The organism is Streptomyces sp. SM1 (assembly GCF_002910825.1).
GTDB classification, from domain to species: domain Bacteria; phylum Actinomycetota; class Actinomycetes; order Streptomycetales; family Streptomycetaceae; genus Streptomyces; species Streptomyces okerensis.
Genome location: NZ_NEUB01001001.1, coordinates 1 through 14,689, shown reverse-complemented (window position 1 = coordinate 14,689; position 14,689 = coordinate 1). Strand labels below are relative to the sequence as shown.

Sequence of the window (14,689 nt, the reverse complement as noted above, 5' to 3'; positions counted from 1 at the left end):
GGCCCACACCCAGCCCCAGCACCCGGTGCGGCACATCGGCCAGCGCGTCGTTCGCCGCCGCCGTCGACGTGCCCGCCAGATACGGCTCCACGAGCACGACGTCCGTTCCGGCCGCCGCGGTGGCGTGACGCAGGCCGGCCGCGTCGAAGGGCCGGACGGTCGTGGCGAACAGCACGGTGAGGTCCAGGCCCTCCGTGGCGTCGAGCACGGCGTCCAGCATCGGCCCGACGGCGACCACGACCCCCGAGCGCCCCTCGCGGACGGTACGCAGCCGCTCCCCGTCCACGGGCAGCCCTCGCGCGTTGGACTGCAGCGACAGCCGTACGTACACCTTGTCGTCACCGGCGGCGACCGCGTGCCGCACCAGCGTCTCGGCCTCGTCCGGATGACCGGGCACGTGCACGGTCCAGCCGTCCAGGGTGTCCAGCAGCGCCACATCACCCGGGGCCATGTGCGTGTACCCGCCGGCCGGCCAGTCGAAGGAGGCGGCGGCACTCACCAGCACCGCCCCCACGCCCTGGTGCCCCAGATCCAGCTTGACCTGGTCGAACGGCCGCTCGACCAGAAAGCTCGCGAAGGTGTGCACCACGGGCCGCAGCCCGGTCAGCGCCATCCCGGCCGCCGCCCCGACCAGCAACTGCTCCCGGATGCCCGCATTGACGACCCGGTCCGGATGCCGGCGCACCGCCTCACCGAAGCCGTCCACGCCGATCTCGGCGAGAACCACCGCGACCCGCGGGTCCTCGTCGAGCAGCCGGGTGACGACGGGGGCGAAGCGATCACGCATGCTGTCCACGGAAATCGTTCCTTTCCTTGCTGCCTCATGACGACTGGCGACTCGGGGCGACTCATGACGGCTCAGGGAGGAGAACTGCGCGGGATTCACGCGTTCTTCGGCTCGACCCGGGCCACCACCGCGTGCGGCCGGCCCGGATGCGGAGCGGTGAACGCGGCGAACAGCGCCTCGTGGTCACGGCCGTCGACCGCGAGCGCGGACCAGCCGGCGGCCTCGAAGCGCGCGGTGATCCCGCCCGGCCGGGCGTACGTCGCGGAGGAGTTGTCGATGACGACGGTGTGCAGCCGCTCCAGGCCGGCGGGTCCCGCGAAGGCGATCGCCTCGTGGTTGCTGCCTTCGTCCAACTCGGCGTCCCCGACGAGCGTCCACACCCGCGGCTCGTCGAGCCCCTGGGCGCGCAGGCCCAGCGCCGTGCCGACGGCGAGCGGCAGCCCGTGTCCCAGGGACCCGCTGCCGATCTCCGCCCCGGGCACCAGCACCCGGTCCGGGTGGTGGCCGAGAGGGGAGTCGTACGAGCCGAACCCCGGCAGCCAGTCGGCCGGCAGGAAGCCCTTGGCGGCCAGCACGGCGTAGTACGCCATGGGCCCGTGCCCCTTCGAGAGCAGGAACCGGTCCCGTCCGGGGTCGTCCATCCGCTCCGGCCCGACCCGCAGCACCCGGTCGTAGAGCACTCACAGGGCGTCCAGTGTCGACGTCGCGGCCGGACCGTGCTTCTCGTCGCCGGTCATGAGCCCCATCAGGGCCGGCAGGTCCGTGAATCCGTACGTGTGTGCGCGTTCCTCGGTGATCGCCATACCGCCATCGTTCAACCTGAACCGAGGTTCAGGTCAAGCGCCGGGCGACGAGAAACGGGTGCGCGATCACCACCCCGAGTGCGGTATGGTTTCCGTGCGCGTTCGGCCGGGGGAATTCCCAGGTCAGGCGGGCAACGGGACGTGGCGCAGCTTGGTAGCGCACTTGACTGGGGGTCAAGGGGTCGCAGGTTCAAATCCTGTCGTCCCGACTTGCTGAGAAGCAGTCGGAGGCCGTTCCGGGGACACCCGGGGCGGCCTCTTCGCCGATCCCGCACGCATCCGACGCGGCCCGGGGGCCTGCCTGCACCCACGGTTGAGTCCATCCCGCGGAGTACCGCCAGGGTTTACCCGGATCGTCAACCGGCCGACTGACGATCCGCCGGAGCCGGCGGCATACCTTCTGTTGTCGAGCGGGGGAACGCCTCGCCGACGGGGGCCGCAGGGGGGCGGGCATGAACTCACCCATGACCAGGAACGGTCACGGAAGGACGAGAGCGGTGCTCGCCCCGCTGTGCGCGGTGCTGGCCGCCGTCACGGCCGTCGTCACGGTGGGGTGCTCGCCGGCCGCGGACGGCCCCCAGGCGGACGGTCCGCAGGCGGCCGCCCCGGGCAAGCAGCGCGACCTGTCGTACGCCGAGCAGATCACGGTCGAGCGGGGCGAGGAGATCCTCGTCGGGACGTGCATGAGGAAACACGGCTTCCGGTACTGGACCGGTCTGATCGCGAGCGTCGCGGACCGCCAGGGCCACGGATACGTGCTCACCGACGTCGCCTGGGCGAAGAGGTACGGCTACGGCCGGGAACTGCGGGAGAGGGCGGAGCGGGCGAGGCTCGCACACCGCAACACCGCCTACGCGCGGAAGCTGACCGAGCGGGACCTCGTCCGCTACAACGAGGCCCTCGACGGCACCCTCGACAAGGGTGTGGTGAAGGTGGAACTGCCGACGGGCGGCACGGTGTGGACACCCCGGGACGGCTGCCGGGCCACGGCCATGAAGGAACTGTACGGCGATCTGCCCACCTGGTTCCGCGCCAAGAAGACGGCCCAGAGCCTCACCGCCCTCTACGCCCCCGACATCGTCGCCGACCCCCGTTTCACACGCGCGGTCCACGCCTGGGCGGCCTGCATGCGCGACGCGGGGGCGGCCCCTACGCGCCGATGCCCGGCCTGTCCCGCCTCGGGGAGATGGCCGAACGGGTCAGGGCCGCGGGCGTCCCGGTGGAACTGCGGACCGAGGGAACTCCCCGGCCGCTGGCGCCCGGTGTCGACCTGTGCGCGTACCGCGTGGTGCAGGAGGCACTGACCAATGTGATCAAGCACGCCCGCCCGGCGGCCGCGACGGTCGTCGTCGCGTACGGCCCGCGGGAGCTGACCGTCGCGGTCACCGACGACGGACGGCCGAAGGGATCGCTTCCGGCCAACGTGCCGCCGTCGTCCGGGCACGGCTTGATCGGCATGCGCGAACGCGCCAGGCTCTACGGCGGCACGGTGGACGTCGGTCCGCGCGCCGACGGTGGATTCGGCGTGTGTCTCACCCTTCCCACCGCCGTGCGGACCACCGGGAAGTGAGGGAATCGATTACGGGGATGATCAGGGTGCTCGTGGTCGACGACCAGGACCTGATCCGCGCGGGGCTCGTCGCCCTGCTGCGGGCCGCGTCCGGGGTGGAGGTCGTCGCGGAGGCGACCGGCGGCGCGGAGGCGGTGGACCGCGCTGCCCGCACCCGGCCCGACGTGGTCCTGATGGACATCCGCATGCCCGGCATGAACGGCATCACCGCGACCGAGCGCATCCTCGCCGAGGCGGCCGCCGCACCGCCCGGCCCCGCGCCGTCGGCCGAACGGCCCGCACTGCCGCGGGTGCTGGTCCTCACCACCTTCGACCTCGACGAGTACGTGTACGCCGCCCTGCGCGCCGGCGCCTCCGGCTTCCTCCTCAAGGACACCGGACCCGAGCGGCTGCTGGAGGCGATCCACGCCGTCGCGCGCGGCGACATGCTGTTCGCGCCGAGCGTGACCCGCCGGCTCATCGAGTCCTATGTGCAGCGCTCGGAACCGGTACCGGACTCCCCGGCCTCCCTGGAGACGCTCACCGCCCGGGAACGCGAAGTACTGCTGCTCACGGCCCGCGGTCTGTCCAACACCGAGATCGCCGGACAGCTCTTCATCAGCGAGGCGACGGTCAAGACCCATCTCAACCGCACCATGACCAAGCTCGACCTCGGCAGCCGCGCCCAGGCCGTCGTCCTGGCCTACGAGACCGGCCTGGTGATCCCCGGCGGCTCCCCGGGCTGAACCCGCCTGCGTACACCGAGGCACCGAGCGCACTCGGGTGATTCATCACTGTATGTCCTTGATGTCGCCGTGTGTGCTGCCTAACGTGCGCCGGTAGGCACTGTCGCGGGATCCGACACCCGTGCCGCGATCTCCGGAAGCGAGGTGGGAAGGGCGTGCACCCGAGGCGCGGACCGACCGGGAGACCGCGGCGGACGCGGGCGCTGGTGGCGCTGACCCTGCTGGCTTCGGCGCTCGCCGCCTGCGGCGGCGACGAGGACGCCTCCCGCCCCACCCTCAACTGGTACAACTTCCCGGACGACTCCGGCGCCCTGCAACAGGCCGCCGACCGGTGCAGCCGGGCCTCCGGCGGCCGCTACCGGATCAGCTACAACAAGTTGCCCCGGGCCGCCGACGGCCAGCGCCAGCAGATGGTGCGCAGGCTCGCCGCCGAGGACGACTCCCTCGACATCCTGGGCCTCGACGTGACCTGGGCCGCCGAGTTCGCCGAGGCCCGCTGGATCCGGGAGTGGACCGGCGAGGCGAAGCGCCGGGCCACCGAGGGCACGCTCCGCGTCCCTCTCCAGACGGCCACCTGGAAGGGCAAGCTGTACGCCGTCCCGTACAACACCAACATCCAGCTCCTGTGGTACCGCAAGGACCTGGTGCCCACTCCGCCGAAGACCTGGTCCGAGATGCTGGACATGTCCCGCGACCTCGCCCGGCGGGGCGAACCGCACTACGTGGAGATCCAGGGCGCCCAGTACGAGGGCCTCACCGTCTGGTTCAACTCCCTGCTCAACAGCGCCGGCGGCACCATCCTCAACCCGAGCGCCACCGAGCCCTCCCTCGGCCCGCCCGCCGTCCGCGCCGCCTCGATCATGCGCGACCTCGCGAACTCCCCGGCCGCCGACCCCTCGCTGGCCAACCAGATGGAGGACCAGAACCGCCTGGCCATGGAGTCCGGCGTGGCGGCCTTCGAGGTCAACTACCCGTTCGTCTATCCGTCGATGAGGTCCAACAACCCGAAGCTGTTCAAGGACTTCCGCTGGGCGCCCTACCCCCGCGTCGACGCCGGCCGGCCGGCCCGCCCCACCATCGGCGGCATCGACCTCGCCGTCAGCGCCTACTCCCGTCACCCCGGCCTCGCCTTCGATGCGGCGCTGTGCCTGCGCAACCGGGAGAACCAGCTCACCGCCGCGCTCGAGGGCGGACTGCCGCCCACCCTGCGCGCCCTCTACGACGAGCCGGCGTTCAAGAAGGAATACCCCTTCTCCGAAGAGGTCCTGACCTCCCTGGAGTCGGCGAGCGTACGACCGCTCACCCCCGCCTACCAGAACGTGTCGATCACCGTCTCCCACACCCTGTCCCCGCCGTCGGAGATCGACCCCGAGAGCGCGGTCGACACCATCAGGGAACAGATCGACCAGGCCCTGCGATCCGAGGGTGTGATCCCGTGAGCACCATGGCAGGACCGGCGAAGGGCAGGAAGGCTCCCTCGGCCGGCGCCAGGCAGGAGCGCCGGCTGGGCTGGCTGCTGTGCGCACCCGCCGTCCTCGTCATGACGGCCGTGACCGCCTACCCCATCGGCTACGCGGTCTACCTGTCCCTCCAGCGCTACGACCTGCGCTTTCCCGCCCGCGCCGAGTTCGTGGGCCTGAGCAACTACGGGTCGGTGCTGTCCTCGCCGTTCTGGTGGGACGCCTTCTGGGTGACGCTGTTCCTCACCGTCGTGTCCGTGGCCATCGAACTCGTCCTCGGCATGGGCCTCGCCCTGGTGATGCACCGCACGCTCTTCGCGCGCGGCACGGTACGCACCGCCGTCCTCGTTCCGTACGGCATCGTCACCGTCGTCGCCGCCTTCTCCTGGCAGTACGCCTGGACCCCCGAACTCGGCTATCTCGCCGACCTGCTGCCCAGCGGCGACGCCCCCCTCACCGAACAGTGGCCCGCGCTGTGGCTGATCATCCTCGCCGAGGTGTGGAAGACCACCCCGTTCATGGCGCTGCTCCTGCTGGCGGGCCTCGCCCTGGTACCTGAGGAGACCCTGAAGGCGGCCATGGTCGACGGAGCCACCCCCTGGCAGCGGTTCACCAAGGTCATGCTGCCGCTGATGAAACCGGCCATCCTCGTGGCCCTGCTGTTCCGCACCCTGGACGCCTTCCGGATCTTCGACAACATCTACGTCCTGACCTCGGGCGCCCACGGCACCGGTTCCCTGTCGATCCTCGGCTACGACAACCTGTTCACCGCGCTCAACCTGGGCATCGGGTCGGCGATCTCGGTCCTGATCTTCATCTGTGTCGGGATCATCGCCTTCACCTTCGTCAAGCTGTTCGGCGCGGCGGCGCCCGGCGCGGAGGTGAAGCGCTGATGGCCGCCGCGGGCAAGACGCACGCGACCCGGTGGGGTGTGGTCAACGTCGTCGTGGTGCTGTACGCCCTCTTCCCGGTGTGGTGGATCGCCGCACTGTCGTTCAAGGACCCGGGCACCCTCACCGACGGGAACTACATCCCCCGCGACTGGACCTTCGAGAACTACCGGGGCATCTTCGCGACCTCCGAGTTCACCCGCGCGCTGATCAACTCGATCGGCATCGCCCTGATCGCCACCGTGATCGCGGTGATCCTCGGCACCATGGCCGCCTACGCGGTGGCCCGGCTGAGGTTCCCGGGCAAGCAGGTCCTCATCGGCATGTCACTGCTCATCGCCATGTTCCCGCCGATCTCCCTGGTCTCCCCGCTGTTCGAGATCGAGCGGATCATCGGGATCTTCGACACCTGGCCCGGCCTCATCATCCCGTACATGACCTTCTCGCTGCCGCTGGCGATCTACACCCTGTCGGCGTTCTTCCGGGAGATCCCCTGGGACCTGGAGAAGGCCGCCAAGGTGGACGGGGCCACTCCCGCGCAGGCCTTCCGGCTGGTCATCGTGCCACTGGCCGCGCCCGGCGTGTTCACCACGGCCATCCTCGTGTTCATCTTCTGCTGGAACGACTTCCTGTTCGCGATCTCGCTGACCTCCACCGAGTCCGCGCGCACGGTGCCCGCCGCGATCGCGTTCTTCACCGGCAGCTCGCAGTTCCAGCAGCCCACCGGGTCGATCGCCGCAGCAGCCGTGGTGATCACCGTCCCGATCATCATCTTCGTCCTGCTCTTCCAGCGGCGGATCGTCGCCGGACTCACCTCCGGCGCGGTCAAGGGATGAGCATGAAGGCAAGGAGAAGCCAGCCATGGCCGAGATCGTCCTCGAGGGAGTCACCAAGCGTTTTCCCGATGGCTCCGTCGCCGTGCGGGACGTGGATCTCGCCATCGCCGACGGCGAGTTCGTGATCCTGGTCGGCCCCTCCGGATGCGGCAAGTCGACCACCCTGAACATGATCGCCGGCCTCGAGGACATCACCGAGGGCACCCTGCGCATCGGCGGCCGGGTCGTCAACGACCTCGCCCCCAAGGAGCGGGACGTCGCCATGGTGTTCCAGAGCTACGCCCTGTACCCGCACATGAGCGTGCGGGAGAACATGGGCTTCCCGCTGCGGCTGGCCAAGGTGGACAAGGCCACCATCGACAGCAAGGTCGAGGAGGCCGCCCGGGTGCTGGACCTGGGCGACTTCCTGGACCGCAAACCCGCCAGCCTCTCCGGCGGACAGCGCCAGCGGGTGGCCATGGGCCGGGCGATCGTCCGCGACCCCGAGGCCTTCCTCATGGACGAGCCGCTGTCCAACCTGGACGCCAAGCTCCGCGTGCAGATGCGCACCCAGATCTCCCGGCTGCAACGCCGCCTCGGCACCACCACGGTGTACGTCACCCACGACCAGACCGAGGCGATGACCCTCGGCGACCGGGTCGTCGTCATGCGGCAGGGCCTGGTCCAGCAGATCGGCAGCCCGGCCGAGCTCTACGACATGCCGCGCAACCTGTTCGTCGCCGGCTTCATCGGGTCCCCGGCGATGAACTTCGTCAGCGCCTCCCTGGCCGGCGGCACGCTGCGCACCCCGCTGGGCGACCTGCCGCTCGACGACCGTGCGCGCCGGGCGCTGGAACAGCGCGGGGCGCCCCCCGAGGTCATCGTGGGGCTGCGCCCGGAGGCCTTCGAGGACGCGAGTCTGGCACGCGGGACGGGCGGGCCCGTCGTCACCGCCACCGTGGACGTACTGGAGTCCCTGGGCTCCGACGCGTACGTCTACTTCCAGGTCGAGGGCGGCCCGGTGAGCACCGCCGAACTGGAGGAGCTGGCCACGGACTCGGGCCTGCGCGACACCGGCGCCGGGGCGTCACAGCAGATCGTGGCCCGGCTGGACGCCGCCACCCGGGCCCGCGAGGGCGCACCCGCCGAACTCCGGGTCGACATGTCCAGGGCCCACGTCTTCGACCCGTCGACGGGCAGCAACCTCACCCACCCGGAGCGCTGACGTCCGCCGTCAGATCACGCAGCCCGCGTGCGCCAGCGCCTGCTTCAGCAGCACTCCGTGCCCGCCCGGCATCTCGCTCTGCACCGCCGGCGACACGGCTTCCCGCGGGCTGAACCACACCAGGTCCAGCGCGTCCTGCCGGGGCCGGCAGTCACCCGTCACCGGCACGATGTACGCCAGCGACACCGCGTGCTGACGGGGATCGTGGAACGCGGTGACGCCCTGCGTGGGGAAGTACTCGGCGACCGTGAACGGCTGGAGCGACGCCGGTACGCGGGGCAGCGCCACCGGTCCGAGATCCTTCTCCAGATGGCGCAGCAGGGCGTCCCGGACGCGTTCGTGGTGCAGGACCCGGCCGGAGACCAGGGTGCGGCTGACCGTTCCGTCGGGTCCGATGCGCAACAGCAGACCGACGCTGGTGACTTCACCACTGTCGTCGACACGCACGGGCACGGCCTCGACGTACAGGATCGGCATCCGGGCCCGCGCCATCTCCAGATCGTCGGAGGTCAGCCAGCCCGGCGTGGTTTCGGTCATGTCAGACATTGCTTGATCATACTTTCAGCGGTCAGGGCTTCACGGCCACCGCGCCGTACTGCGGCACCACCAGGGTGGAGCCGGGCGCGGGACGCCATTGCGAACAGGACACCAGGCCGGGCCCGACGAACTCCAGTCCCTCGAAGAACGTGGCGATGTCGGCGGCACCGCGGGCGGTGATCGGGGGAGTGGCGTTCTCGTTCCAGAACTCCATGGCGGGCACCTGCAACTCACCGCCGACCTCGGCGTCGGAGGTGGGATGCGTGAGGACCAGGAAGCTGCCGGAGGGCACCGCGGCCATGATCCGGCGCACGATGTCGCGGGCCTGGCCGGTGTCCAGTACGAAGTTCAGGATGCCGAGCATCATCACCGCGACGGGCCGGGTGAGGTCGAGGGTCGCGGCGGCGCCTTCCACGATGGCGTCCGGGTCGTGCACATCGGCGTCGATGTAGTCGGTGGCCCCGTCGCGGCTGCCGGTCAGCAGGGTGCGGGCGTGGACCAGCACGATCGGGTCGTTGTCGACGTAGACGATCCGCGAGTCCGGCGCGATGCGCTGCGCGATCTCATGGGTGTTGTCCGCGGTCGGCAGCCCGGTGCCTATGTCGAGGTACTGCCGCACTCCGCGCTCATCCGTCAGATACGTCACCGCCCGGCCCAGGAAGTCCCGGTCCGCGCGGGCGATGTCCCGGATGACCGGGATGATCGAGGCGACGTGGTCGCCGACCTGACGGTCGACCTCGTAGTTGTCCTTGCCGCCGATCCAGTGGTTCCACACACGCGCGTTGTGGGCCACACCGGTGTTCAGCCGTGCCGACCCGCTCGGCGGGGTGCGGCTCTCGCTCACGTCTTCTCCCTCTCCCTCGCCGGGACGGCACGGTCGCGCCACCGCCATTGTGCACCGAGGTGATCACGTTGTCCCGTAAACGGGGGAGAGTGCGAACGGGGTTGCCCGCGCGTCAGGACGCGGCCGTGCTCCGGGAGTCCTCGGCCACGTCCTTGTCGATCGCGGCACGGACCAACGCGGCCGCGAGGACGGCGGGTTCGGTGGGTTCCGCCAGGCCGGTCAGCCGCTCCGGGTCCTGCGGCAGCTTCAGCTGCCGCGCACCCTGGAGCGCCTTCGCGTCCAGGTAGGGGGCCGCTTCCGGCCAGACCCGCTGGGCCTCGCGCAGGAAGATGTCCGCGCCGGTGGGGCCGATGCCGGGGAACTCCTGGAGCAGCCGGCGCAGTTCACCGACGTCGCCGTCCGCCTCCTCGCGGAGCCTGCGCAGGTCGCCGCCCCAGCGTTCGTTCAACAACTCGGCGGCCTCGCCCAGCTGGGTCGCGGTGCGCTCGTCGTAACGCCGGTATCCGCCGCGGCCGAGCGCGTCGACCCGTTCCTGCCAGTCGGCGCCGGCCATGCGGCGGGGATCGCGCAGCCCCGCCTCGTGCAGGGCACGGGCGGAGGCCACGGCGATCGACCCCTTGATGCGGGCGCTGAGCAGATGGGCCAGTACCAGCAGCCGGTACAGCGGCTGCGGAGTGTCCCGCAGCCGGATGCCGGCCTCTTCCGCGTACGTCTCGCCGTGCGCGTCGACGAGGGCCCGCACCACGGCCCGCTCTTCGTCCCGGCCGGCCATCGCTAGCCCTTGAGCGGGTCGTGGCCCAGAGTCATCAACCGGTGCCGGCGGTCCGTGTCCTCGGTGACGGGCTCGTTCTCCAGGTCCGCCCGCTCGGTGACGGCGTCCACGACCTCCTCCATCACGCGCAGGTCGTCCTCGGTGAGGTCGGTGCGGCGCTTCTGCAGGATGGCGAGGACATGCTGCCCGGTCTCCGAACCAGCCCGGTCGGGCAGCGGCTCGGCCGACTCGTCGGCGTCGCTCACCCGCAGCCAGGCCGCCAGTTCCGCCGAGGTCATGTTCACCACGCGGTGGAAGTCCTCCCACAGCGCGTCCATTTCGAGGGCGTCGGTCATGATGTGCCCCTTACGTGCGTGCGTGTGCGTGCTCCGGTGCGGTGGGTGCGGCGGGTCAGGACCCGCCGGGGTAGTTCTCCGCCTCGAACATCCAGCGCTGCTTCTCCAGCTCCGCGGTGATCGAGATCAGCAGGTCCTGGGTGACCGGGTCCGCCTTCTCGGTGACGTCGATGCGCTCGCGCAGCCGCGTGACCGCGGCGCCGAGCGCCTCCGTCATCACCCGCACGGCTTCCGAGTCGCGCAGCCAGCCCTCCTTCGGGGCCGGCAGGGAGAAGACCTTGGCGATGGTCTCCGGGCGGCCGTCCGGCGGCACGCCGAGCGCGGCGGCCCGCTCGGCCACCGTGTCGGCCTGGGCGCGCGTGGCCGAGACCACCTCGTCCAGCTGGAGGTGGACGGAACGGAACCGCGGACCCACGACGTTCCAGTGCGCCTGCTTCCCGATCAGTGACAGCCCGAGCAGGTCCACGAGGGTGTCCTGGAGCGCATCGCAGGATATCCGGCGGGCCTCGTCGGGCAGGGTGCTCCTCACGACGGTCATGAAGTGCTGTTCCTCCATCTCGTTTCGTCCGTGGTTCCGCGGAGCGGGGCATCGCGCCCGATCCCGGGTCCCACCCGGCACCGGGCGCGGACGGGCCCGGCGGCGGTGGGGTCCCGCGACGCCGGCCCCGTCGTCCCGACCGGGAGGAACGGTGCGGGGTCCTCGTCCGCGCGGGCCGCGCTCCGCAACCACTCCGTGAACGCGCGGGTGCCCGTGGCCCTCCGGAGCAAACCCGGTGGTGGCACGGGCGGGCCAGGATCTTCCCAGGGGGCCCGCCGCCGGTCTATAGTCGAAAACTAGCAGCGCTAATCACGAGGAGTCCCGCCGGTCACGGCGCCATCGGTTGCGGCCGGACACGGCACCACGGCCGGCGCGGGGTCAGGAGACCTGTCGTGCGTCCCGTCCACTTCGCGGTCGCCCGCCGCACCCCCATCGGCAAACTGCGCGGAGCCCTCTCCACGGTACGGCCCGACGATCTCGCCGCCGCCGTGATCCGCGGCCTGGTCGCCGACCTGCCCGCCCTGGATCCGGCCCGCGTCGACGACGTCTACTGGGGTGCCGCCAACCAGGCCGGCGAGGACAACCGCAACGTCGCCCGCATGGCCGCCCTCCTGGCCGGGCTCCCCGACTCCGTCCCGGGCGCCACGGTCAACCGGCTGTGCGCCTCCGGGCTCGAGGCGGTCACCACCGCGGCCCGCACCATCGCGGCCGGCGAGGCCGACATCGTGATCGCGGGCGGCTCCGAGTCGATGAGCCGCGCCCCCTTCGTCCTGCCCCGCCCGGACGAGGCCCTGCCGCACCGCATGGAGACCGCCGACACCCGCCTGGGCTGGCGGCTGGTCAACCCCGCCATGAAGGACCTGCACGGCCTGCTGGCCATGGGGGAGACCGCCGAGGAGGTCGCCGCCCGGTACGGCATCGCGCGCGAACGCCAGGACGCGTTCGCCCTGCGCAGCCACCAACGGGCCGCCGACGCCCGGAAGAACGGCCACTTCGACGACGAACTCCTGCCGGTGACCCGCCCGGACGGTGTGGTCGTCGACACCGACGAGTGCGTCCGCGAGGACACCTCGGCCGAGAAGCTGGCCCGGCTGAAGCCCGTGTTCCGGACCGGCGGTTCGGTGACCGCGGGCAACGCCTCCCCGATGAACGACGGCGCGGCGGGCCTGGTTCTGGTCAGCGAGGAGGCCCTGAACGAACTCGGACTGGAGTCGCTGGGCCGCTATGTCGCCGGAGCCTCCGCGGGCGTCCATCCGGACGTCATGGGCATCGGCCCGGTCCCCGCCACGCGCAAGGTGCTCACCCGCGCCGGCTGGACCGTCGGCGACCTCCAGGAGGCCGAGTTCAACGAGGCGTTCGCGGCCCAGGCCCTCGCCTGCGTGGACCAGCTCGGCATCGACCCCGACCTGGTCAACCCCAGCGGCGGCGCGATCGCGCTCGGCCACCCCCTGGGCTGCTCCGGCGCCCGCATCCTCACCACCCTCCTCCACCGGATGCGCCGCACCGGCGCCGAGCGCGGCCTCGCGACGATGTGCGTGGGGGTGGGGCAGGGCAGCGCGGTGCTGGTCGAGCGGCACTGAGCAGCGCCCCGGGAGCCATCAGGCGAGACGGTCCTTACCGGGGTCCGTTGCTTGCGCATAGCATCGGACCCCGCGATGAACACCATGAACCTCTGGCACCTGGGCGGCTGGGAATTCGCCGCGCTCGCCTTCGCCGCCCTGCTCGTCGGCTTCTCCAAGACCGCCGTCAGCGGCGCCAACACGGTCAGCCTGGCGATCTTCGCCGCCGTGCTGCCCGCCAAGGCCTCCACCGGCGTCCTGCTGCCCATCCTGATCGCCGGGGACGTGCTCGCCGTCCTCACCTACCGCCGGCACGCCCACTGGCCCACGCTGTGGCGGCTGTTCCCGGCGGTCGCCGCGGGCGTCGTCGTCGGCACCGTGTTCCTGATGTGGGCGGACGACCGGATCGTACGGACCTCGATCGGGGCGATCCTGCTGCTGATGGCCGGAGTGACGGTGTGGCGGCGGCGCAAGGCCGGGGCCGGGGAGGAGCCGGACGGGCTCACCACGAGGGCCGGCCGCGCGAAGGCCCGCTCCTACGGCGTCCTCGGCGGCTTCACCACCATGGTCGCCAACGCGGGCGGCCCGGTGATGTCGCTGTACCTGCTCTCCGCCGGCTTCCGGAAACTGGGCTTCCTGGGAACCTCGGCGTTCTTCTTCCTGATCGTCAACACCTCCAAGCTGCCGTTCAGCGCCGGACTCGGTCTCATCGACGCCGACTCGCTGCTGCTCGACGCCGCGCTCGTGCTGTTCGTCGTGCCCGGCGCGTTGCTCGGCAGATGGGCCGTGGACAGGATCAACCAGCGACTCTTCGAGCAACTGGTGATCGCGGCGACCGTGGTCGGCGGCGTGCAGCTACTGGTGCGCTGAGGACGACCCGGCCGACTCGTTCCGCTCACCCGGTCCCGGCTCCCCGTGCCGCCGGTCCGGCCGTGGAGGTCCGTACGGCTCGGCGGCGTGCGGTCGGTGGAGCCGGCTCGGCGCGGCGGTACGGCCGACCGTCGCCGCCAGCTTGCGCAGCCGCCGCCAGTCCAGCCGGGGCGGGGCGGAGGTGACACCGGGCCGCCTGCGCGGAACCCGGACACGGAGCACACCCGGTGCGATACGGCAGCGGACGGGTGCGGGCAGCACCATGGCCTCCCCGTCGACGCCGGCCTCGATCTCGTCCCGGTCCGCCTCGATCAGGACCTCCGGGGCGGTCAGCACGGTGAGCCCGCTCGGCTCCGGGTTCAGCAGCAGCGCGGCGGCGCCGACGGCGCCCTCGAGCCTGACCCCGAGCACGCCGAGCGCGGCGGAGTCGAGCCGTTCCCGCCGGCCCAGCCCGAAGGGGTCGCCGGTGCGGTACGGGTTGTTGCTGACCAGCACGGCCTGCGGAGCGGTGAGCGTCGTGTCCCCCGCATGCGCCACCAGCAGGGGCCTCTGCCGGCCGGTGAGCAGCTCCGGCAGCATGTCCAGGCTGGTGCCGATCTTGTCGTCCCGGTAGGCGGGACTCTGCACGATCGCCGCGTAGGCGCCGAAGGACGCGTTGTTCACGAACGGCTGCTCCCCGGCGAACCCCAGGTCGACACGGAGCTCCACCCCGTCGGTGAGCGCGTCGAGGCAGGCGGCCGGGTTGCCGCGGTCGAGGCCGAGATCCAGGGCGAAGTGGTTGCGGGTCCCGGCGCTGATGACGAGGAACGGGATGTCGTGCTCGGCGGCCACGGCCGCGACCAGCGCCTGGGTGCCGTCCCCACCGGCGGCGCCCAGCAGGTCGGCCCCGTCCGCGACGGCGGCGCGGGCCAGCTCGGTCACGTCGTGGTGCTTCCCGGGCTCGAGCAGCACCACGCGTG

The 14,689-nt window shown here is 71.5% G+C and carries 14 protein-coding genes, 1 tRNA gene and 2 pseudogenes; 9 read left to right on the top strand and 8 right to left on the bottom strand.

All coding sequences use genetic code 11. The features are described from left to right. A partial coding sequence (locus B9S61_RS35670; protein WP_103545876.1) for a transketolase family protein occupies window positions 1–796 on the bottom strand: 796 nt, incomplete at its 3' end. Window positions 797–882: 86 nt separating this feature from the next. After that, window positions 883–1,590: pseudogene (locus B9S61_RS35665) on the bottom strand (transketolase). Window positions 1,591–1,725: 135 nt separating this feature from the next. Here B9S61_RS35665 and B9S61_RS35660 point away from each other — a divergent pair. The 7 genes and pseudogenes from B9S61_RS35660 (at window position 1,726) to B9S61_RS35625 (ending at window position 8,275) form a co-directional block, all read left to right on the top strand. After that, window positions 1,726–1,799 (top strand) — tRNA-Pro (locus tag B9S61_RS35660). Between the two features lie 929 nt (window positions 1,800–2,728). After that, window positions 2,729–3,160 (top strand): annotated as a pseudogene (locus B9S61_RS42980) (sensor histidine kinase); the annotation flags it as partial. 17 nt (window positions 3,161–3,177) lie between these two features. After that, entirely contained in the window at window positions 3,178–3,885 is a 708-nt protein-coding gene (locus B9S61_RS35645; protein ID WP_181007687.1) for a response regulator transcription factor, read from the top strand. Window positions 3,886–4,091: 206 nt separating this feature from the next. Continuing rightward, window positions 4,092–5,324: an ABC transporter substrate-binding protein gene (locus B9S61_RS35640; RefSeq protein ID WP_258040034.1), complete on the top strand. Its 1,233-nt coding sequence runs from the start codon at window positions 4,092–4,094 to the stop codon at window positions 5,322–5,324. A gap of 5 nt (window positions 5,325–5,329) precedes the next feature. Next, a complete protein-coding gene (locus B9S61_RS35635) occupies window positions 5,330–6,238 on the top strand; it encodes a carbohydrate ABC transporter permease (protein WP_181007689.1) in 909 nt (302 codons plus the stop codon). Continuing rightward, complete coding sequence (locus tag B9S61_RS35630) at window positions 6,238–7,071, top strand: carbohydrate ABC transporter permease (protein ID WP_103545872.1); 834 nt, start codon at window positions 6,238–6,240, stop codon at window positions 7,069–7,071. Before B9S61_RS35635 ends, B9S61_RS35630 begins: the two co-directional genes overlap by 1 nt. A 25-nt stretch (window positions 7,072–7,096) precedes the next feature. Beyond that, the gene (locus B9S61_RS35625; protein ID WP_103545871.1) at window positions 7,097–8,275 is read left to right on the top strand and encodes an ABC transporter ATP-binding protein; all 1,179 of its coding nucleotides are present in this window, start codon (window positions 7,097–7,099) and stop codon (window positions 8,273–8,275) included. Between the two features lie 9 nt (window positions 8,276–8,284). Here B9S61_RS35625 and B9S61_RS35620 read toward each other — a convergent pair whose 3' ends face one another. The 5 genes from B9S61_RS35620 to B9S61_RS35600 all read right to left on the bottom strand — a co-directional run bounded on the left by B9S61_RS35620 (window position 8,285) and on the right by B9S61_RS35600 (window position 11,301). After that, a complete protein-coding gene (locus B9S61_RS35620; protein ID WP_103545870.1) occupies window positions 8,285–8,821 on the bottom strand; it encodes an NUDIX hydrolase family protein in 537 nt (178 codons plus the stop codon). A 22-nt stretch (window positions 8,822–8,843) separates the two neighbouring features. Beyond that, the gene (locus B9S61_RS35615; protein ID WP_103545869.1) at window positions 8,844–9,656 is read right to left on the bottom strand and encodes an SAM-dependent methyltransferase; all 813 of its coding nucleotides are present in this window, start codon (window positions 9,654–9,656) and stop codon (window positions 8,844–8,846) included. Between the two features lie 112 nt (window positions 9,657–9,768). After that, window positions 9,769–10,428, bottom strand: a complete 660-nt coding sequence (locus tag B9S61_RS35610; RefSeq protein WP_103545868.1) for an endonuclease — start codon at window positions 10,426–10,428, stop codon at window positions 9,769–9,771. A 2-nt stretch (window positions 10,429–10,430) separates the two neighbouring features. Beyond that, the gene (locus tag B9S61_RS35605; RefSeq protein WP_103545867.1) at window positions 10,431–10,763 is read right to left on the bottom strand and encodes a DUF3140 domain-containing protein; all 333 of its coding nucleotides are present in this window, start codon (window positions 10,761–10,763) and stop codon (window positions 10,431–10,433) included. A gap of 55 nt (window positions 10,764–10,818) precedes the next feature. After that, on the bottom strand, window positions 10,819–11,301 hold the full coding sequence (locus B9S61_RS35600) for a Dps family protein (RefSeq protein WP_103545866.1): 483 nt from the start codon (window positions 11,299–11,301) through the stop codon (window positions 10,819–10,821). Window positions 11,302–11,693: 392 nt separating this feature from the next. Here B9S61_RS35600 and B9S61_RS35590 point away from each other — a divergent pair, with 392 nt between their 5' ends. After that, window positions 11,694–12,881, top strand: coding sequence for a thiolase family protein (locus B9S61_RS35590; protein WP_103545864.1), 1,188 nt, complete (start codon window positions 11,694–11,696; stop codon window positions 12,879–12,881). 75 nt (window positions 12,882–12,956) lie between these two features. Then, window positions 12,957–13,730: a sulfite exporter TauE/SafE family protein gene (locus B9S61_RS35585; RefSeq protein WP_103545863.1), complete on the top strand. Its 774-nt coding sequence runs from the start codon at window positions 12,957–12,959 to the stop codon at window positions 13,728–13,730. On the opposite strand, the gene B9S61_RS35580 is transcribed toward B9S61_RS35585, so the two are convergent. After that, window positions 13,716–14,689 (bottom strand): diacylglycerol kinase family protein (locus B9S61_RS35580; RefSeq protein ID WP_103545862.1); only part of this gene is annotated, 974 nt, incomplete at its 5' end. The genes B9S61_RS35585 and B9S61_RS35580 overlap by 15 nt on opposite strands.